The sequence below is a fragment of the Streptomyces sp. Act143 genome (genome assembly GCF_003143935.1).
Lineage (GTDB): Bacteria > Actinomycetota > Actinomycetes > Streptomycetales > Streptomycetaceae > Streptomyces.
In genome coordinates, this window is record NZ_QFRX01000001.1 from 920,357 (window position 1) to 940,171 (window position 19,815).

Consider the following 19,815-nt stretch of genomic DNA (forward strand, 5'->3'; position numbering starts at 1 on the left):
GAGACGCATGGCACAGGCCGCCGAAGCAGCGCGGACCGTCATCCTGACCGTGGACGACGACCCGGGAGTCTCCCGTGCCGTCGCCCGAGACCTGCGGCGGCGCTACGGCGAGTCGTACCGGATCGTGCGCGCCGAGTCCGGCGAGTCCGCGCTGGAGGCGCTGCGCGAGCTGAAGCTGCGCGGCGACCTGGTGGCCGTGATCCTCGCCGACTACCGGATGCCGCAGATGAACGGCATCGAGTTCCTGGAGCGGGCCCTCGACGTGTACCCGGGTGCGCGCCGGGTGCTGCTGACGGCGTACGCCGACACCAGTGCGGCGATCGACGCGATCAACGTCGTCGATCTCGACCACTACCTGCTCAAGCCCTGGGACCCGCCGGAGGAGAAGCTCTACCCGGTCCTCGACGACCTGCTGGAGGCGTGGAGGTGCAGCGACTACCGGCCGGTGCCGGCCACCAAGGTGGTCGGGCACCGCTGGTCGGCCCGCTCCTCCGACGTCCGCGAGTTCCTGGCCCGCAACCAGGTGCCGTACCGCTGGTACTCCGCCGACGAGCCGGAGGGGCAGCGGCTGCTGGCGGCGGCCGGGCAGGACGGGCAGCGGCTGCCGCTGGTGGTCACGCCGGACGGGACGCCGCTGGTCGCCCCCGAGGCGCCCGAGCTCGCCGCGCAGGTGGGGCTCGCGACCACGCCCACGGCCGAGTTCTACGACCTGGTCGTCATCGGCGGCGGTCCGGCCGGGCTCGGCTCGGCCGTGTACGGGGCGTCGGAGGGGCTGCGGACCGTGCTCGTGGAGCGGTCGGCGACCGGCGGGCAGGCCGGGCAGAGCTCCCGGATCGAGAACTACCTCGGCTTCCCGGACGGCGTGTCCGGTGCCCAGCTCACCGACCGGGCCCGGCGGCAGGCCGCGAAGTTCGGCGCCGAGATCCTCACCGCACGCGATGTCACGGCACTGGAGATCAACGGCGCGGCCCGCGTCGTACGGTTCTCCGACGGCTCCGCGATCGCCGCGCACAGCGTGATCCTGGCGACCGGTGTGTCGTACCGGCAGCTGGAGGCGCCGGGCTGCACCGACCTGACCGGGTGCGGGGTCTACTACGGCTCGGCGCTGACCGAGGCGGCCTCCTGCCAGGGGCAGGACATCTACATCGTCGGCGGCGCCAACTCGGCCGGTCAGGCGGCGATGTACCTGTCCAGGGGCGCCAAGTCGGTGACCCTGCTGGTGCGCGGGCCCGACCTGGCCGCGTCGATGTCGTACTACCTGATCCAGCAGATCAACGAGGCGCCCAACATCTCGGTGCGCGCCCGGACCGTCGTGGAGGCCGCGCACGGCTCCGACCACCTGGAGCAGCTCACCCTGCGCGATGTCGACACCGGGGAGACCGAACTCGTCGACGCGCAGTGGATGTTCGTGTTCATCGGCGCGGCCCCGCTCACCGACTGGCTGGACGGCACCGTGCTGCGGGACGACCACGGGTTCATCCTGGCCGGGCCCGACCTGACCGCCGACGGACGGCCGCCGGCGGGCTGGGAGCTGGACCGGCCGCCGTACCACCTGGAGACCAACATCCCCGGCGTGTTCGTGGCGGGCGACGCCCGCGCCGAGTCCGCCAAGCGGGTCGCGTCCGCCGTCGGAGAGGGAGCCATGGCCGTGATGCTCGTCCACCGGTATCTGGAGCAGTCGTGAGCGGGCAGTTGATGCCGTGCAGCCCGGAGGAGGTCGGGTCGCTGTTCCTGTTCGAGAAGCTGTCCGCCGAGCAGTTGGGGCAGCTGTGCAGCGCGGGCCGGGTGGAGCGGTTCGAGCCCGGCCCCGTCTACACCGAGGGCGAGCCCGCCACCTGCTTCTACGTGATGATCGAGGGCACGGTGGTGCTCTCGCGCCGGGTCGGCGGCGACGACGTCGAGGTCACCCGCACCTCCCAACGGGGGGTCTACGCCGGGTCGATGCAGGCCTATCTGGGCGACCGGGTGCCGCAGGTCTACAACAACTCCATGCGGGTCACCGAGCCCACCCGGTTCTTCGTGCTGCCGGGAGAGACGTTCTCGGACTTCATGCAGGAGTGGTTCCCGATGGCGGTCCATCTGCTGGAGGGACTGTTCTTCGGTTCGAAGAGCACCCAGCGGGCCGTCGGGCAGCGCGAACGGCTGCTGGCGCTCGGCTCGTTGTCGGCGGGACTCACGCACGAGCTGAACAATCCGGCCGCGGCGGCGGTGCGGGCGACGGCGACCCTGCGGGAGCGAGTGGGCAAGATGCGCCACAAGCTCGCCGTCATCGCCCAGGGGAACTACGCCCCCGAGGTGATGGCGAACCTCATCGACATCCAGGACCGCACCGCCGAACGCGTCGCCAAGGCGCCGACGTTGAGCCCACTGGAGGCCTCCGACCGGGAGGACGCGGTCACCGACTGGCTGGACGACCACGACATCCAGAACGGCTGGCGGCTCGCCCCCACCTTCGTCCAGGCCGGACTGGACGTGGACTGGCTGGACCAGGTCGCGGCGACCGTGGACGCGGAGCTGCTGCCGAACGCGATCGGCTGGCTCAACTACACCGTCGAGACCGAGCTGTTGATGGACGAGATCAACGACTCCACCAACCGCATCTCGCATCTCGTCGACGCCGCCAAGCAGTACTCGCAGCTCGACCGGGCGCCGTTCCAGAACGCCGACGTGCACGAACTCCTCGACAGCACGCTGCTGATGCTCTCCGGCAAGATCGGGCAGCAGATCAAGGTCGTCAAGGACTACGACCGGACGCTGCCGAAGATCCCCGCCTACCCGGCGGAGCTCAACCAGGTGTGGACGAACCTGATCGACAACGCGGTCGCGGCGATCAACGGCGCGGGCGGTGAAGGGACGCTGACCGTGCGGACCGCTCTCGAGAACGAGCGGCTGCTGGTGGAGTTCCGGGACACCGGGCCCGGCGTGCCGAAGGAGATCCGGGGCCGGATCTTCGACCCGTTCTTCACCACCAAGCCGGTCGGCGAGGGCACGGGGCTCGGACTGGACATCTCGTGGCGGATCGTGGTGAACAAGCACCACGGCACGCTCCAGGTCGAGTCGGAGCCCGGCGACACCCGCTTCCAGGTGCTGCTGCCGCTCACCGCCGAGGAAAACGACACGATCGAGGAGCTGGCATGAGCGACATCGACGGACTCGACCCCAGCGTGCCGCCGAGCGGGAACGGATGCCTGGAGTGCGACGCCGCCGGCGGCTGGTGGTTCCATCTGCGCCGGTGCGCGCAGTGCGGGCACGTGGGGTGCTGCGACTCCTCCCCCGCCAAGCACGCGACGGCCCATTTCGAGGAGACCGGGCACCCGTTGGTGCAGAGCTACGAGCCCGGCGAGGAGTGGTTCTGGAACTTCCGGACCGAGGAGCTGTTCGAGTCCGGGCCCTCGCTGGCGGGCCCGGACAGCCATCCGGCGGACCAGCCCGCGCCGGGACCCGCGGGCCGGGTGCCCGCGGACTGGGCGAGGGCGCCGCGCGGCTGAGCGCCGGGGCTCCCCCCGCGCCCGAACGGGTCGGCACAGTGACAGGATGTATCCGTGCCTCTGACCTCCTTCTCCTCTCCACTCGTCGGGCGTGACGACGAACTGGCCCGCCTCGGCGCGCTCCTTGAGCGGGCCCGCGGCGGGGCCGCCCGGGCCGTGCTGATCGGCGGGGACGCCGGGGTCGGCAAGACCCGGTTGCTGGACGAGGTCACTCAAGGGGCCGCGCGGGCCGGGATGACGGTGCTCACCGGGCACTGTGTCGACCTCGGTGACGTCGGTCTGCCGTATCTGCCGTTCACCGAGATCCTCGGGGCGCTGGCCGCCGACGAGCGGTTCGCCGACGTTCTCGCCGGGCACCCGGTGGTCGACCGGCTGCTCGGCGGCGGCACCGACGACGTGCGGGACATGGGCGGGCGGCTGCGGCTCTTCGAGGGGATGGCGGGGCTGCTGGCCGATCTGGCGGACGTGGCCCCCGTGCTGCTGGTCCTGGAGGACCTGCACTGGGCCGACCAGTCCTCGCGGGACCTGCTGCGGTTCCTGCTCAGCCGGGGGATTCTGCAACGGCCCGCCGGCGGGGCGCCCACGCACCGGATCGCACTGTTCGCCTCCTACCGCGCCGACGATCTGCACCGGCGCCATCCCCTGCGCCCGTTGCTGGCCGAGCTGGTGCGGCTGCCCGCCGTGGAGCGGCTGGAGCTGCGGCCGCTGGCCGACCCGGAGGTGGCGCAGCTCGTACAGGCGCTGCGGGACCGGCCGCTGCCGGACGCCACGGTCCGGCGGATCGTGGAGCGGGCCGAGGGCAACGCCTTCTACGCCGAGGAACTGGTCGCGGCGACCGACACCGAGCTGGGCGGGGTGCCGAGCGGGCTGGCCGACGTCCTGCTGATCCGGTTCGAGCAGCTGCCAGACACCGCTCAGCTGGTGCTGCGCACGGCGGCCGTCGCCGGGCGGCGGGTCGAGCACGACCTGCTGCGGGAGGCCGTCGGGCTTCCGGAGGACGAGCTGGAGGCGGCGCTGCGCGAGGCCGTCGGGCGGCAGCTGCTGGTGCCGGGGGACGGGGACACGTACTCGTTCCGGCACGCCCTCGCCCGCGAGGCGGTCTACGCCGATCTGCTGCCCGGCGAACGGGCCCGGCTGCACGGCGCGTTCGCCCGGCTGCTGACCGGCCGCGGCCGTCGGGCCGAGTCGGCGGCGGAGCGGGCCCACCACTACCGGGAGAGCCATGATCTCCCCGAGGCCCTGACCGCCTCGCTGGAGGCGGCCGACCACGCCCAGCGCGTCGGGGCGCCGGCCGAGGAGCTGCGGCATCTGGAGACGGCTCTCGACCTGTGGTCGGCGGTGGAGGTGTCCGCGCGTCCGTCCGAGGACCGGGTCACCCTCACACTGCGGGCCTCCGCCGCGGCCGCGCACGCCGGTGAGTCGCACCGCGCGGTCTCCCTGACCCGGGCCGCGCTGGCGGGCATCGACCAGGACGCCGACTCCGAGCTCGCCGCCCGGGTCCGCTACACCCTCGCCGGGAACCTGATCAGCGTGGACAACCTGACCGCGGCGTTCGCGTACAGCAGCGAGGCGCTCGCCCTCATCCCGGCCGATCCGCCGTCGCGGACCTGGGTGTGGGCGGCGGCCACCCACGTCATGGCGGCCCGTCATGTCGGGGAGGACGAGACCGCGTTGCGGATCGCCCACCAGGCCCTGCGGGTCGCCGACCAGCTGGGAGCGGCGGATGCCCGGGCGGATCTGCTCATCTCCCTCACCGGTCTGGAAGGCGCCGGCCGACGCAGCCCGGAAGGGCGGGCGCTCCTCGGTCAGGCACGGGAGCTGGCGCACGGCTCGGGCAACACCTCGGTGGAGCTGCGCGCGCTGTTCAACCTCGCCATCGGCAGCTACGAGTCCGGTGACCTGGAGGAGGCGCTCCCCCATCTGTCCGAGGGCATCGACCGGGCCCGCCGGGCCGGGCTGCTGTCCTCGCTGTACCCCCAGGCGATGCGGCATCTCCAGCTCCTGGTGCTCTACACGCTGGGCCGCTGGGACGAGACGCTGCGCGCGGCGAACGGCGGCGACATGCTGCCCGCGATCGAGGGGTACGCGGCGGGGCCGGCCCTCTATGTCGCCCTCGCGCGAGGCGACTTCACGGCCGTCGACCGGGCCAGGAACCTGCTCCAGGGCCCCTTCGACTGGATGGCCACCCTCGTCGCGGCCATCGCGCTGACCGAGGCGGCGGCGCTGCGCGGGGACGCCGAGGCCGCGGTGGAGCAGTTGCGTTCGTCCGTCAAGGCCCTCACCGACGACGCCGGCACCCGTCCCGACGTCGCCGTCCGGCTCGCCGCCCTCGCCCTGTCCGCGGTCGCCGACACCACCGTGGCGCTGCGGATGACCGGTGACGAGGCGGGCGCCGGACGCTGGACGGCGACGGCGGACGAGCTGGTGGAGCTGGCCCGGCACACGGCCCGGCGCGGCGAGGACCGCACCCCGCAGGGGCCGGAGGGGCAGGCGTGGCTGGCGCGCGCCGAGGCGGAGTGGGCGCGGGCGGTCTCCGGTCCGGACGTGGCGGCCTGGGAGAAGGCGGTCGCCGCGTTCGACTTCGGTGACATCTATCAGCGCGCCCGCTGCCAACTGCGGTACGCCGAGGCGCTGTTGGCGGCGGATCGGCGCGAGGAGGCGGCTGTCGAGGCCGCCGCGGCGCGGGAGGCGGCGGTACGGCTGGGGGCCACGCTCCTGCTGGAGCAGACGGACACGCTGATCCGCCGGGGCCGGCTGTCGGCGCCGAAGGACCCGGACGGGCCCTCGCCGCTGACCGCTCGTGAACAGGACGTGCTGCGGCTCCTCGCCCTCGGCCGCAGCAACCGGCAGATCGGCGAGGAGCTGTTCATCAGCGGCAAGACGGCCAGTGTCCACGTCTCCAACATCCTGGCCAAGCTGGGCGCCGCGAGCCGCACCGAGGCGGTGGCCGTCGCCTACCGCGAGGGCCTGATAGCCACCGCCGAGTGACGGCACGTCAGTTGTCAGTGCAGTCCAGGCTGTCGAGGGCGACGGCGTCCGCCATCGCCTGCATGCCCTTGTCGTTGGGGTGGATGTGGTCGCCGCCGTCGAAGAAGGGCAGCATCCGTTCGTGGTCGTAGGGGCTGCGCAGGACGCGGTCGAAGTCGGTGACCGCGTCGAACTCCCCGCTCTCCCTGATGAATTGGTTCACCTCCTGCCGTACCGCCTCGGCCGCCGGGTCCCATTCCGACCATCCCTTGAAGGGGCCGACGGTGGACACGACCAGGCACTTGCCGGCCGCGTGCACCCGGTCGGCGATCTGCCGGTAGCCGTCGATCAGGTCCTGGGCGGTGACCCCGGTGTGGGACTTGATGTCGTTGACGCCCTCGAAGAGGAACACGGTCCGTACGCCCGGCAGCGAGAGCACGTCCCGGTCCAGCCGGTTCAGGGCGCTCTGGCCGGGGCCGTCGGTGAGCACCCGATTGCCGGAGATGCCCTCGTCGGCCACGCCCTTGACCGTGCTCGACGACTTCTGGAGCCGTCGGGCCAGGTAGTCGGGCCAGCGGCGGTTCAGGTCGGTCGTGGACTGCCAGCCGTCCGTGATGGAGTCCCCGAGCGCGACGACCGCCCCGGTGCCGGGGGCCGCCCGCACGGAGACCGCGTCGAGGTAGAACCAGGAGCCGATCGACGCGGCCCACCGGTCGCCGCTCTCCTCGGCGGTGTGGTCGCCGTCGGTGAGGTACGAGGTCTGCATCGCCATCCAGTGCCCGGTGGCCGGGCCCGCCGCGTCCGGGCTGTGGACGCTGATGACCAGGTCGGTCCCGGCGGACAGCTTCCCCGGCAGCGGGTCGCTGTAGACGGTGGTGCCGGCCGTGACGGTCACGGAGTCCGAGCCGGCGAAGGTCAGCCGCCGGTTGCTGCCGCGGACCAGCTCGGCGCCCTGCTGCTGCACCCCGGCGTAGACGCTGTCGAAGGTCACCGGCCGGTCGCCGAAGGCGTTGGACAGCCGGATGCGCAGGTCCCGGCCCGCGGCGCTGGTGTGCACGACCATGCGGTAGCCGCGGCCGGCGACCGCGTCGCCCATGCGGTCGGCACTCGCGCCCCAGGTGACGACGCCGTCGGGCGGGTTCTCCGCCGCCGAGGCCGACGGGATCTGAAGGGCCGCGGCGGTCAGGGCGGCGGCCAGCAGGCGGCGCGCCCGGGTCACCGGGTGAAGTCCTTCAGCGTGACGGAGGCGCCCGGTCGCAGCGTCACGGTGCGGCTCGTTCCCCCGTACTCCACGGTCGTGGTGCGGCCGCCGACGCTGCGTATGCGTGCTTCGATCGGTTTCCCATCCCTCCACCGTAGATCGACGACGAATCCACCGCGTGCCCCCACCCCGCTGACGGCGCCGGCGGCGGCCCATGCCCCGGGAAGAGCCGGGAGGAGTTCGATGCGGCCCGGCCGGGAGTAGAGGAGCATCTCGATCATCGCGGCGGGGGTGCCGAAGTTGGCGTCGATCTGGAAGATGCCGCGTCCCTTCTCCACCTCGTAGATGTCGAAGAGGTTGAACGCGGTGCCGTTGCTGCCGTCGCCGGACGGGCGGAGGTTGTTGACGACCAGCCGGTAGGCGTTCTCCGCGTTCTTGAGGCGGGCCCAGCACAGCGCGCGCCAGGCGTTCGCCCAGCCGAAGCTCTCCATGCCGCGGGCGGTGAGCAGCGCGGTGGCGCCCGCCACCAGCTCGGGCGGGGAGTCGGGGCGGATGCGGTCGCCGGGGAAGAGACCGACGAGCGGGGACAGGTGCCGGTGGGTGGTCTCCCCCAGGTTGTCCGGGGACATCCACTCCTCCAGCCAGCCCGTCCTCGGGCTGACCTGCGGCAGATGGAGCCGCTTGCGCAACCCGGCGACGGTGTCGGCGAATCCGCTGTCGCGCTTCAGCTCCGCGGCTGCGACGCAGTAGTTGCCGAAGAGCGCCCATACGAGTTCCTGGGCGTAGGTGATGCCCTTGGCGTCGAGCGGGCCGTGTTCGGGCGACCAGTCGCTGTCGGCGATGAGCACCTCCCGCGTGGTGCCGGGCAGGGTGGTGGTGAGCAGCCGGGCCTCCCAGAACTCGCAGGCGCCCTTCAGGAGGGGGTAGATCTTCTCCAGATGGGTGCGGGAGCCGGTGAACTCGTAATGCTCCCAGAGGGAGTTGCACAGCCAGGCGTTGCCCGCCGGGTGCCACCACCAGCCGCCTCCGCCGTGCGGGTTGGTGGAGATGGCGACGGTCCATCCGGCGTTCCTGCCGGTGGAGTTGCGGTAGCGGTTGCGCGGGTCGTTGAAGAGCCGGCGGGTCGTGTCCGTCCAGGAGGGGAGCTGGGCGAGGCAGTAGTCGGTGAGGGCGTCGAAGGACCGGGTGAGCCCCGCCCGGTCGGCCATCCAGTAGTTCATCTGGATGTTGATGTCGGTGTGGTAGTCGCCCATCCAGTCCGGGTCGTTGCCGTCCAGCCACAGGCCCTGGAGGTTGAGCGGGAGGCTGTCCCGGGAACCGGCGATCATCAGGTACCGGCCGAACTGGAGGTACTGCGCTTCCAGTTCGGGGTCGGGCACGCCGTCGCGGGCGCGGGCCTTCAGCCGTTCCCAGGTGTCCAGCGCACGCTGCTCGTCCGTGGAGGTTCCGAGGGAGAGGCCGAGTTGCCCGAAGAGGGCCCGGTGGTCGGCGACATGGGTGCGCAGCAGGACGTCGGCCGTGTGCGCGGCGGCGTCGCGGACCTTGGTGCGGGCGAGCTCCTCCGGGTCGAGGGCGGGATCGCGGTAGTCGGTGCGCGCGTCGGGCGCATAGTCGGTGCCGCCGCTGACGACGACGGTCAGGTCGCGGCAGCCGGAGAAGTCGATGCGGTTGCCGTTCACGGCGACGCGTCCGCCCGTGCCGTACGCCTTGACCGCGGCGCCGTACCGCAGCCCGTTGGGGAAGGCGGCCCCGAAGGACGCCGCCGTGGCGCCCTCCCCGTGTGTGCCCTCCAGGGTCACGGAGCCGGTGTACCGGCCGCCGCCGTTCTGGGTGAAGTGCAGGACGATCACGTCGTCGGGGCGGCTGGCGAAGATCTCCCGGCGGTAGGTGACACCGGCGCGGACGTACGACGTGGTGACCACGCCCCGGGCGAGGTCGAGGGTGCGGCGGTAGCCGTTGACGGCGGACAGGTCGTGGTCGGGGATGTCCACGGCGAGCCGGGCGAGCAGTGTGAAGGAACCGAAGTCGTCGCGCCCGTAGGGGAATTGGCCGTCGGCGTCGAGGGTGTCGTTGCGGCCGCCGGTCCACATCGTGGCGTCGGTGACGAGGAGGAGTTCACGCCCCGGGTCGTTGCTCGCGAGGGCGCCGAGGCGGCCGTTGCCGACGGGCAGGCCCTGTTCGATCATCGAGTGCTCGTCGGCGGGGGCCCGCCACCAGAGCGTGTCGTGTGAAGTGCCTTCGTACGAGGCCGAGTCGGCCGGCCGGTCCGGGGCGGCGGAGGCCGTGAAGGCCGGCAGGCCGGAGAGAGCGCCGGTCGCCGCGGCGAGGGCCAGCAGGGTGCGTCTGGACGGTTCGATGGTCATGACGGCTCCTGGTGAGGGGTCAGGACTGGGGGACGTCGATCCGGTCGATGTCCGGCGCGTAGCCGGTGCCGCTGTCGAAGGTGACCGTGTTGGCGCCCGCCTTGAGCGTCACGGGCACGTGGACGGTGGCCACGGTCCCCCAGTCGCCGGTGGACGGGAACTTGTGGCGGGTGGCGCCGCCCCCGTTCGCCGAGACGTCCACCGAGCGGGCGTCACCGCTGATGTAGGCGACCTTGAGCTGGTAGGTGCCGGGCTGGTCGACGACGATGTCGTTGACGGTCAGCTTGCCGCCGAGGTAGAGGTTGCCGACCTTCTTGCCGCCGGAGCAGGCGGAGCAGTCGGCCACGGAGGCGTTGCCGGAGAGGGTGTTCGACGGGGCCTCTGCCTCGATGCCGGTCCAGGTCAGGGCGGTGCCGCGCGGGGTGACGGTGAACAGGCGGGAGCCGTGGGCGGGCAGTGCCTGGGTGATCCTGTTCTTGTAGGTGCCGAGGTTCTCGTGGTTCCACAGGTCCCGGACGGCGGCCTTGCCGGTGAAGCCGAGGGTGGACCAGTCGGCGGTCACCGAGGCGGGCTTGTCGGCCAGGTTGAACAGGGCGACGGTGTAGCTGCCGTCGGTGTTCTTCGCGGCCCACACCTGCTGCGGGTCGGACGGGGTGACCGGGTGTGCGGGCGGGTTGGCGCCCTGGTCGACGGCGATGACCTCGCGGTTGGTCAGCAGGGACAGGCCGTAGGAGTCGAGGCGGGTGAGGTCGTCGCCGGTGTAGAGGGGGGACTTGGCGATGGCCCACAGCGTGGCGTAGCTCTGCCGCTCGGCCTTGGTCAGGCCGTCCATCTCGCCGTTGCCGACGTCGAGGGAGTCGAGGTCGTTCCAGCCGCCGGGCCCCGCGTGCCGGGTCCAGGCGGGGGTGTCGTCCCAGCGGTCGTCGACGGAGTTCTCCCAGCTGACGAGGGTGTTGCAGTAGCACTCGACGTCGGTGTCCACGCGCCAGCCCTGTGAGTACTTCTTCCAGTCGGCGGCGCGGCCGATGTCGAGGGACCAGGACAGTTCGAGGTGGATGGGGCGGCCGGTGGCGGCGATCGCCTTGTTCCAGGCGGCCACGTCGGCAACGTTGTCGTACTGGTCGCCGCTCTTGCCGGAGCCGGGGCCGACGCCGTCGAGCTTGAGGAAGTCGTAGCCCCAGTCGGCGATCATTTGGGCTTGCGAGTCGATGTACTTGGGGGTGCAGGGCTTGGCGAAGTCGAGCTTGTAGGCGCTGTCCCAGCCGTTGGTGGTGCGCAGGTCGTCGTAGACGATGTCGGCGGTGGTGCAGCCGTCGGCGTTCCAGATCGGCGTCCGTCCGTCGCCGTACGCGCCCTTCTCCAGACCGGCGGGCAGATAGATGCCCGCCTTCAGGCCCTTGGCGTGGAGGTCGTCGGCGACGGCCTTCATGCCGCGCGGGAACCGGGCGGGGTCGGGCTTCTGGCGGCCGTACGCGTCGAAGCCGGACTTCCACGCCTTGTCCATCCACCAGCCGGCGTCGATGTTGACGTATTCGTAGCCGTACTTCTTCAGCTTGGCGGCCAGGGCGCCGGCCTGCTTCAGGACGTTGGCCTCGGTGAGGTAGCTGTAGTCGCCGTCCGGGTTGAGGCCGGGGTACTTGGAGGACTGCATGCTCCAGCTGGACCAGCCCATGTAGGGCTTGGCGGCGAGGGGAGCGGTCTCGGCGCGGGCCGGGGGTGCGGTGACGGCGGCACCGGCGGCCAGGGCCAGGACCACCAGGCTTCTGAGGGTGCGTGCGGGCATGACGGAGTACGAGGATGACCGCATGGGTCGTACCTCCAAGGTCGGTGACGGCTAGGTGTCGGCTCGGACGAAGGACTGGATGGCGGTGGCCGCGGCCCCGCGGGCCCACTCCTCGAAGGGGAGCGGGCGGGTCTGGACGTCGCACTGGGCGGCGGAGCCGAAGGCGGCTGCGGTGAAGGCGTCGCGGATGTGCTCGGCGAACAGGTCGTAGGCGGCCAGGCCCTCACCGGAGATGATCACGCGTTCGGGGCCGAGGAGGTTGGCGACGGTGGCGATGCCGCGGCCGATCGCCTCACCGGCGCGGGCGTACACCTCCCGCGCCCCGGGGACGCCGTCGTGAGCCATGGCCAGGGCCTGGTCGGCGTCGGCGAGTTCGGCGCCGGTGGCCGCACGGATGCCGCGGACGATGGCGGCCTCTCCGGCGATCGCCTCCACGCAGCCGCGGTTGCCGCAGTGGCAGAGCGGCCCGGCGGGATCGACGGTGACGTGGCCGATCTCCCCGGCCACCCCGTGCGCCCCGGCGACCACCCGGCCGTGCACGACGAGACCGCAGCCGATGCCGGCGCCGACGGTCACCACGGCGAAGTCGGACAGTCCGGCGCCGGCGCCGAACCACTGCTCGGCGACGGTCAGGGCACGCACGTCGTTGTCGACGGTGACCGGCAACCCCGTGGTCATCGTGACGAGTTCGCCGAGCGGCACGTCACGCCAGTCGAGGAACGGCGAGTAGCGGACGGCGCCTTCGCCGCGGTCCACGTCCCCGGAGACGGCGACACCGAGGCCCAGGACGGGTGCCCGCAGGCCGGTCGCCTCCGCGAGGAGGCCGTGCACCAGCTCCGCGATCGACGCCAGCACCGCCTTCGGGGCGCGGTCGGGCAGCGCTACGTGCCGGGCGACGCGGATGCGGCAGCGCAGGTCGGTGAGGACGCCGATGATCTCGTCGCCGGTCACCTTGACACCGACGAACAGGGCCCGGCCGCCGTCCACCCGGACGAGATTGGCGGGCCGCCCGAGCGCCGGACGGGCCTCCTCGTCCACGTCCTCCACCAGGTACCCGGCCTCGATCAGGGGCCGGACGGCCTTGGTGACGGCGGCCGGGGAGAGGCCCGCGCGCCGGGCCACTTCCAGCCGGGCGAGGGGGCCTTGGGTGAGGACGGTGGTGAACACCTGCGCGGCGGCAGGTGTGTTGACGGGGAACGACTCGGCGCGAGGGATCGGGCGCATGGCCGGAAACCTATGGGGGTTCTTTTCCGTCGTCAATAAAAGAAACGGAATTGGCTGTGCGACGGCTCCGGGACGCGCGTGCCCCGGGTGAGCCGCGAGGCCCGGCCGCCGGGCGAAAGGCGCCCGGCGGCCGGGGCGCGTCAGTGCCGTGCCGCGGGCGTGTTGGCCGGGGTCACGTTCACGGCGGCCCAGGAGCGGTCAACCGCCCGGTACTCCGCGCTGCCGGCGCCGTAGAGGTCCTTCGCCGCCTTCAGCGTCGCCACGCGGGCGTCGTGGAAGTCGGTGGTGGAGACCATGTAGCGGGTCAGGGCGCGGTAGTAGATCGCCGTGGCCTTGGCGCGGCCGATGCCCTTCACGGGCAGGCCGTCGAAGGTCGGCGAGTCGTAGGTGACGCTGCCGATCTTCTTGCGGCCGCTGCCCTCGGCGAGCAGGTAGTACGCGTGCGAGGAGATGCCGGACCCGGCGTGCACCTCGGCGTCGTAGGCGGCCGGCGACCAGTAGTCGATGGCGCCTTCGAGGACGTCCAGGGACGGCTTGTCGAGGCGGCGCAGGAACTTCTGATCCAGGCCGAGCTTCTCGCCCAGCAGGTAGTTGGGCGGGTTCTTGGCGTTGTTCGCGCTGAACTCGACGTTGGAGCCGAAGATGTCGGCCAGGGACTCATTGAGGGAGCCGGCCTCGCCGTACTGGTTGCCGTCCGCGTCCACCCGGGTGGGCTCCAGGCGGGCGGTGGCGTCCACGACGCCGTGGGTGAGTTCGTGGCCGGTGACGTCGAGGACGACGAGCGGCTTCTTGAACATGTCCCCGTCGCCGTCGCCGTACAGCATGCAGCCGCAGGCCGGGTCCCAGAACGCGTTGGCCACCTTGTTGCCGAAGTGGACCATCGCCTTGGCGCCCTTGGAGTTGTTGGCGATGCCCTTGCGGCCGAAGGTCTTCTTGTAGAAGTCGAGGGTCTTGGTGATGCCGTACTGAGCGTCGACGGCGGCGCTGGCCCGGTTGGAGACGGCGCCGTTGCCCCACTTGTTGGTGGTGGAGGTGAACTTCTTGCCGCGGGCGAAGTTCTCCAGCTCCTGCCCCTTGGCGTCGCGGGTCTCGGTGCCCCAGCGGCTGGGGTCCTTCAGGAGGTAGCTGCGGCTGCCCGTCTTGGTGGTGGTCAGCGGGACCTTCCCGGCGAAGAGGGAGGTGCCGGTGCCGTTCGCTGTCGCCGCGAGCGCGGAGGCCTGCGGGGCGGTGCCGGTGGCCGGGTCGAGCGTCTCGCCGCGCTCGCGCAGGGTGTCGACGAGCCGGGGCGACAGGAACTCGTCGCTGTCGGGCGTGTTGCTGCGCACCTTGCCGGTGAGCGCGTCGACGACGACGGTGCGGGAGCCGCCGGCCTCGGTGGTGGCGCTGTCGGTGACCTGGACCTGGTAGGCGAGGGCCGCGGCGCCGTCGCGGGCGTCGACGACGAGTTCGGCCGGGCCGGCGTCGCCCTTCGCGACGGTCGCGGCCTTCTCCTCGGCCTGGCGGGCCGTCAGCCGGGCGCGCGTGGCCGCGGGGTCGACCTGGTGGTCGGCCGCTCGGGTGACACCCGCGTAGGTCAGCCGCTCGGTGAGGTGGACGACGAGGTCGCCGCCGAGGACGGGCATGCCCTGGTGCGCCCGGACGAACCGGACGTGCCGGGCCCCCTCCGGGTCGATCAGCACGTCTTGGGCGTGGAGTTCGTCGCCCTGGGCGACTCCGGTCGCGGCGGCGTGGGCGAACGCGGCGGTGCGGGCCGCGTCGACGACGGACGTGGCGGTGACAGCCGGAGCCTGGGCCGGCTTCCCCGTGGACGGGCCGGCGAAGGCCGTGCCCGCGAGCCCCGTGGCGGCCGTCGTCACCGCGACGGCGACGGCCAGGCTGCGTATGTGGGGTCTACGCACTGTTGAGGGTTCCTTCGTGCGAAGGCGGCCGGGATCACCAACCGCCCTGGGACATGGCGCGGTTGAGCACCATGGGGGCTGGTCGGGCCCCGGGTCGCAACCCTTACGGATGAGTCATGTCCACGTAAAGCCCAAATCATCGGTTTTCTGGCTTTTCATGGCAATACTTTGCAAATCCGCACCACTCAGTGATCAGCGGCTGACCAACTGTGCGTCGGCTGTGGAGATGTGACGGGGTGCGAAAAGGTTGCCCGACGCCCGTGTGACCGATCTCGCACCGAGGACCGACCGCCAGGAACGGGAGAAACAGTCGGATGTCATCACAAATGCTGCGCAGAGCAACGGTGTCAGGGACGGTACTGCTCTCCCTGCTGGCGGTCCCGGCCCACGCCACGGCGGACAGCGCCCCCGCCCCGGCCGGCGCCGCGGCTCTGGCCGAACCGGACCTCGCCGGGGTCCGTGCGGTGCTGCGCACGGCCCTGCGACAGGGCGCGCCCGGCGCGCTGGCCCGCATCGACGACCGCGACACGGTCTACCGGGCGGTGACCGGTGTCGCCGACCGGAAGACCGGACGCACCATCAGCACCCGCGACCGGTTCCGCATCGGCAGCGTCACCAAGACCTTCTCCGCCGTGGTGCTGCTGCAACTGGTCGACGAGCGGAAGCTCAGGCTCGACACGTCGGTCAACCACTACCTGCCGGGCCTGCTGCCCGACGACCGCATCACCGTGCGCCACGTCCTGAGCCACCGCAGCGGCCTGTACGACTACACGAACGACATGTTCGCGCGCACGGTCCCGGGCTTCGAGGCCGTCCGCACCAAGGTCTTCAGCTACCGCGAGCTGGTGAACCGCTCCCTGCGCCACCCCCGCACCAACCGCCCCGGCGTGGCCTACTCGTACTCCAACACCAACTTCGTCGTCGCCGGGATGCTCATCGAGAAGCTGACCGGTCAGTCCGTGCAGACCGCGTACGAGAAGCGCATCTTCGAGCCCCTCGGACTGCGGAACACCTTCTACGTCCACCCGGGTGTGAAGCTCCCCGGCCGCCACGCCCGCGGCTACCTCACCCCGGACACGCCCGGCGCCGCCCTGGTCGACGCCACCCGGCAGACCACGTCCTGGGCGCAGAGCGCGGGCTCGATCATCTCCACCGCCGGGGACCTCAACACCTTCCTGTCGGCCCTGCTCCGCGGGAAACTGACCTCCGCCGCGAGCCTGGACCAGATGCAGCGCTGGTGGAAGGTGAACGGCAACACGTCGTACGGCCTCGGTCTGCGCCGCCGCACCCTGTCGTGCGGGGTGTCGGTGTACGGCCACACGGGTGCCGTTCAGGGCTACTACACGTACGCCTTCACCTCGAAGAACGGCAGGCGCAGCGTCAGCGCGCTCGTCAACACCTCCAACAACGGGACCGTCCTCAACACGATGTTCGGCACGCTGGAGTCGGCGTTCTGCGGGAAGCGGGCGAAGACGCTCCGCGGCTCGGCGACGGGGGCGGAGCGGTACGAGGACATCGCGCCGGGGGTGGTCAGGGACTGAGGCGCTCCTGCTCGGACGGGAACCCCCGGGGGGCGGGGCGGACGTTGTCCGGACACCCCCGCCGGGGCCCCGCACCACGACACCGCAGGACGGCACGATGACCGAGTTGGTTCCCGGGGGCAATCTGCCCCTCCCGGCCGGTGCCGTGACCGTCCGGGTGCCCGGCCCGTTCGACGTGTCCGCGTTGATCACCGGCGAGGACGGCAAGGTCGGGGGCGACGCCGACTTCGTCTTCTACAACCAGCCCGCCGCCCCCGGAGCCCGGCTGACCGGCGACACCCTGTCCCTCGACCCGGCACGTCTGCGCGCCGGTGCCGCCAAGGTCACCGTCGTGGTCAGCCCGGCCGACCCGGGCACCGCGTCGGGGCGCCTGCCCGCCCCCGTCCTCGACGTCACGGGGCCCGGCGGGCGTCTCCTGGCCCGGTTCGCCCCGCCCCGCCCCCGTGAGGAGACCGTGCTGCTCCTCGCCGAGGTCTACCGGCGCGGCACCGGCTGGAAACTGCGCGCCCTCGGCCAGGGCTACGCCGACGGACTCGCCGGACTGGCACGCGACTTCGGGGTGGACGTCGCCGATGGCACGCCCCCGCCACCCGCCCCGGGACACGCCCCCTCCCCCGACCCCGACGGCTTCCTCGGGCTGGTCAACTCCGCCCGCGCCGCCGCCGGTTCCCCGCCCGTCGCGCTCGACGCCCGCCTGACCTCCGCGGCCCGGGCGCACGCCCTGGCCATGGCCGCGGCGGGCCGCCTCGGCATCGAGGGCGGGGACGGCGTCTCCGTCCACCAGCGTCTGACCGCCACCGGCTACTCGTACGTCACCGTCGGCGAGCACCTCGTTTCGGGCCCCCGCTCCCCCGCCGAGTTCGTCGCCTACTGCCTGCGCACCGCCCCGCCCCGGCAGACCCTGCACGACCCGGCGTTCCTGCACGCGGGTCTGGCGTACGTCGCCGACAGCCGCTCCGGCGACACCTACTGGACGGCTCTGTGGGCCCGCCCGCTCACCCCCACCGAACTGGCCCGCACCGCGTCCGAGGTCGTCGACCGCACCAACCACGAGCGCACCCGGCACGGTCTGCCGCCCCTGGCCGTGGACCCCCGTCTCACCGCCGCCGCGCAGGCACACAGCACGGACATGATCGCCCGCGCCTTCTACTCCCACACGTCCCCCGACGGGAGCCGGCCCTGGGACCGGGCCGCCGCCGCGGGCGCCACCCGGCGCTCGATCGGCGAGAACATAGCCTGCGGTCAGCGTTCGCCCGCCGAGGTCGTCGAAGGGTGGATGAACAGCCCCGGCCATCGCGCCAACATCCTGAAACCGGACTTCACCCACATCGGCATCGGCTTCGCGGGCGGCGGTCCGGCCGGTACGTACTGGACCCAGCTCTTCGGCGCCTGACCGCACCACCTCCGCCGTTCCGTGCGGACACACCGCCGACCGGCCCCGTGACGGAAGGAAACCCTCCGGGACACCATGCCCTCATGAAGGGTGACCTGTTTTCCAGTGAGCACATGGTCCAGCCGGCCACGGCGCCGGGCATGACCGTCGAGAACGCCAAGTGCATCAGATACGCGGTGAACGGCGAGATGCTCGCCCGCCAGGGATCGATGATCGCCTACCGCGGCAACCTCCAGTTCGAACGCAAGGGCCAGGGCGTGGGCGGCATGCTCAAACGCGCGGTCACCGGCGAGGGCCTGCCCCTCATGGCCGCGCGCGGGCAGGGCGAGGCCTGGTTCGCGCAGGAGGCGCAGAACTGCTTCGTCGTCGACATCGACCCCGGCGACGAATTCACCGTCAACGGCCGCAACGTCCTGTGTTTCGACGCCTCGCTGTCGTACCGGATCGCGACGGTGAAGGGCGCCGGGATCAGCGGGGGCGGCCTGTTCAACAGCGTCTTCACCGGACAGGGCCGGCTGGGCCTGGTCTGCGAGGGCAACCCGCTGGTCATCCCGGTCTCGGCGCAGTTCCCGGTGTACGTCGACACGGACGCGGTCGTGGGCTGGACGGCCGGCCTCGACACCTCGCTGCACCGTTCGCAGTCCATCGGCTCGATGCTGCGCGGCGGTTCGGGCGAAGCGGTCCAGCTGATGCTGCGGGGCGAGGGATACGTCGTCGTACGGCCGAGCGAGACGACACCGCACAAGCCGCAGCAGCACTAACCCGACGACCGAGGGCCCTGCTGGACCTCCCCTGGCCCGGCAGGGGTGCTGCGGCGGCCCTTTCGGAACCCGGTTGACCGGCGGCGCGCGCCGCGTCAGGGTCGAAGCGGTGCGGGCCGTCCGCACCGGAAGGGTGACTGCCTTGATCGGGATCTCCGAGATCGAAGCCGCGGCCGAGCGGATCGCCGGACACGTCGTCCGCACCCCCACCGTGCCGAGCCCCGGCCTGTCCGCGCTGCTCGGTGCCCCGGTCACCGCCAAGCTCGAACTGCTCCAGCGCACCGGCTCGTTCAAGGCGCGCGGCGCGACGGCGAAGCTGCTGTCGTTGAGCGAGGCGGAGCGGGCCGCGGGTGTGGTGGCGGTCAGCGGCGGCAATCACGGCATCGCGCTCGCGCTGACGGCCGCGGCCCTCCATGTGAAGGCCACGGTGGTCATGCCGCGTTCGGCGCCCGCCCGTGCCGTCCAGATCGCCGAGGAGGCCGGTGCCGCGGTACGGCTGACCGAGGACATGGGCGGCGCGTTCTCGCTCGTGACGCGGCTGCGGGACGAGGGGCTGACGCTGGTCCACCCCTTCGACGACCCGGTGGTCGTCGCCGGACAGGGCACCGTGGGACTGGAGTTCGCGGACGACGCCGGCGAACTCACCGACGTCCTCGTCAGCATCGGGGGCGGCGGCTTGATGGCGGGGGTCGCGGCGGCGCTGCGGGCCCGGCGGCCGGGGGTGCGGATCTGGGGTGTGGAGACCGAGGGCGCCACGGCCATGTCCGAGGCGCTGGCGGCGGGCGGACCGGTGCCGGTCGCACTGTCGTCGATCGTGTCCACGCTCAGCGCCCCCGCGGTGTCGCAGCTGACGTACGACCATGTGTCGGCCCTGGTCGACGAGGTGCTCGTGGTCACCGACCGGGAGGCCGTGCAGGGCTCGCTCGGGCTCGCCGACCACGCCAAGGTGTGGGCCGAGCCCGCCGCCGGCTGTCTGCTGCCGGCGGCCCGGCGGGTGCTGGAGCGGGTCGGGGACGGTGCCCGGCTGGGGCTGGTCGTCTGCGGCGGCAACGCGACGACCGGGGACGTCATGGCCTGGGCGGAACGATTCGGCCTTCTCTGACCATTCGTCACTCATCCTTGACCATTCGTCAATTCCCGTGCGGTGACCGCATGTCAGGAAACCGGCCGGCTTTCGGCTGAACGCACCCCGTCGC

General features: G+C 72.1%; 13 protein-coding genes. 8 read left to right on the forward strand and 5 right to left on the reverse strand.

Annotated features, from left to right (window positions below):
• The first annotated feature begins 7 nt into the window (after window positions 1–7).
• From DI272_RS04065 to DI272_RS04080, 4 genes are read left to right on the forward strand one after another with little or no spacing between them, the layout of a single operon-like run.
• Window positions 8–1,684, forward strand: a complete 1,677-nt coding sequence (locus DI272_RS04065; RefSeq protein WP_109493753.1) for an FAD-dependent oxidoreductase — start codon at window positions 8–10, stop codon at window positions 1,682–1,684.
• A complete protein-coding gene (locus DI272_RS04070) occupies window positions 1,681–3,138 on the forward strand; it encodes an ATP-binding protein (RefSeq protein ID WP_109493754.1) in 1,458 nt (485 codons plus the stop codon). The genes DI272_RS04065 and DI272_RS04070 overlap by 4 nt, the downstream gene beginning before the upstream one ends.
• A complete protein-coding gene (locus DI272_RS04075) occupies window positions 3,135–3,488 on the forward strand; it encodes a UBP-type zinc finger domain-containing protein (RefSeq protein WP_109493755.1) in 354 nt (117 codons plus the stop codon). Before DI272_RS04070 ends, DI272_RS04075 begins: the two co-directional genes overlap by 4 nt.
• A gap of 54 nt (window positions 3,489–3,542) precedes the next feature.
• A complete protein-coding gene (locus DI272_RS04080; protein ID WP_109493756.1) occupies window positions 3,543–6,476 on the forward strand; it encodes an AAA family ATPase in 2,934 nt (977 codons plus the stop codon).
• Between the two features lie 7 nt (window positions 6,477–6,483).
• On the opposite strand, the gene DI272_RS04085 is transcribed toward DI272_RS04080, so the two are convergent.
• The 5 genes from DI272_RS04085 to DI272_RS04105 form a co-directional block, all read right to left on the reverse strand.
• Window positions 6,484–7,674 carry an SGNH/GDSL hydrolase family protein gene (locus DI272_RS04085; protein ID WP_258314459.1) on the reverse strand — a complete coding sequence of 397 codons (1,191 nt, stop codon included), beginning with the start codon at window positions 7,672–7,674 and terminating at the stop codon, window positions 6,484–6,486.
• Window positions 7,671–10,019 (reverse strand): glycoside hydrolase N-terminal domain-containing protein, encoded by a 2,349-nt coding sequence (locus DI272_RS04090; protein ID WP_109493757.1) that lies wholly within the window; start codon window positions 10,017–10,019, stop codon window positions 7,671–7,673. Before DI272_RS04090 ends, DI272_RS04085 begins: the two co-directional genes overlap by 4 nt.
• A 19-nt stretch (window positions 10,020–10,038) precedes the next feature.
• Window positions 10,039–11,826, reverse strand: coding sequence for a carbohydrate-binding protein (locus tag DI272_RS04095; RefSeq protein ID WP_109493758.1), 1,788 nt, complete (start codon window positions 11,824–11,826; stop codon window positions 10,039–10,041).
• Window positions 11,827–11,853: 27 nt separating this feature from the next.
• Complete coding sequence (locus DI272_RS04100) at window positions 11,854–13,026, reverse strand: ROK family transcriptional regulator (RefSeq protein ID WP_109493759.1); 1,173 nt, start codon at window positions 13,024–13,026, stop codon at window positions 11,854–11,856.
• 140 nt (window positions 13,027–13,166) lie between these two features.
• Entirely contained in the window at window positions 13,167–14,924 is a 1,758-nt protein-coding gene (locus tag DI272_RS04105) for a M4 family metallopeptidase (protein WP_109493760.1), read from the reverse strand.
• Between the two features lie 326 nt (window positions 14,925–15,250).
• Here DI272_RS04105 and DI272_RS04110 point away from each other — a divergent pair, with 326 nt between their 5' ends.
• The 4 genes from DI272_RS04110 to DI272_RS04125 all read left to right on the forward strand — a co-directional run bounded on the left by DI272_RS04110 (window position 15,251) and on the right by DI272_RS04125 (window position 19,721).
• Entirely contained in the window at window positions 15,251–16,465 is a 1,215-nt protein-coding gene (locus DI272_RS04110; protein ID WP_375138026.1) for a serine hydrolase domain-containing protein, read from the forward strand.
• 97 nt (window positions 16,466–16,562) lie between these two features.
• Window positions 16,563–17,858, forward strand: coding sequence for a CAP domain-containing protein (locus DI272_RS04115; protein WP_109493762.1), 1,296 nt, complete (start codon window positions 16,563–16,565; stop codon window positions 17,856–17,858).
• 83 nt (window positions 17,859–17,941) lie between these two features.
• Window positions 17,942–18,619: an AIM24 family protein gene (locus DI272_RS04120; protein WP_109493763.1), complete on the forward strand. Its 678-nt coding sequence runs from the start codon at window positions 17,942–17,944 to the stop codon at window positions 18,617–18,619.
• A gap of 142 nt (window positions 18,620–18,761) precedes the next feature.
• Window positions 18,762–19,721: a threonine/serine dehydratase gene (locus DI272_RS04125; protein ID WP_109493764.1), complete on the forward strand. Its 960-nt coding sequence runs from the start codon at window positions 18,762–18,764 to the stop codon at window positions 19,719–19,721.
• Window positions 19,722–19,815: the final 94 nt, after the last annotated feature.

Bases quoted from the DNA above. Each gene is read 5' to 3' on its own strand.
- DI272_RS04095 (WP_109493758.1), bottom strand. From the start codon at position 11,826: ATGCGGTCATCCTCGTACTCCGTCATGCCCGCACGCACCCTCAGAAGC.
- DI272_RS04115 (WP_109493762.1), top strand. From the start codon at position 16,563: ATGACCGAGTTGGTTCCCGGGGGCAATCTGCCCCTCCCGGCCGGTGCC.
- DI272_RS04100 (WP_109493759.1), bottom strand. From the start codon at position 13,026: ATGCGCCCGATCCCTCGCGCCGAGTCGTTCCCCGTCAACACACCTGCC.
- DI272_RS04090 (WP_109493757.1), bottom strand. From the start codon at position 10,019: ATGACCATCGAACCGTCCAGACGCACCCTGCTGGCCCTCGCCGCGGCG.
- DI272_RS04065 (WP_109493753.1), top strand. From the start codon at position 8: ATGGCACAGGCCGCCGAAGCAGCGCGGACCGTCATCCTGACCGTGGAC.
- DI272_RS04075 (WP_109493755.1), top strand. From the start codon at position 3,135: ATGAGCGACATCGACGGACTCGACCCCAGCGTGCCGCCGAGCGGGAAC.
- DI272_RS04110 (WP_375138026.1), top strand. From the start codon at position 15,251: ATGCTGCGCAGAGCAACGGTGTCAGGGACGGTACTGCTCTCCCTGCTG.
- DI272_RS04120 (WP_109493763.1), top strand. From the start codon at position 17,942: ATGAAGGGTGACCTGTTTTCCAGTGAGCACATGGTCCAGCCGGCCACG.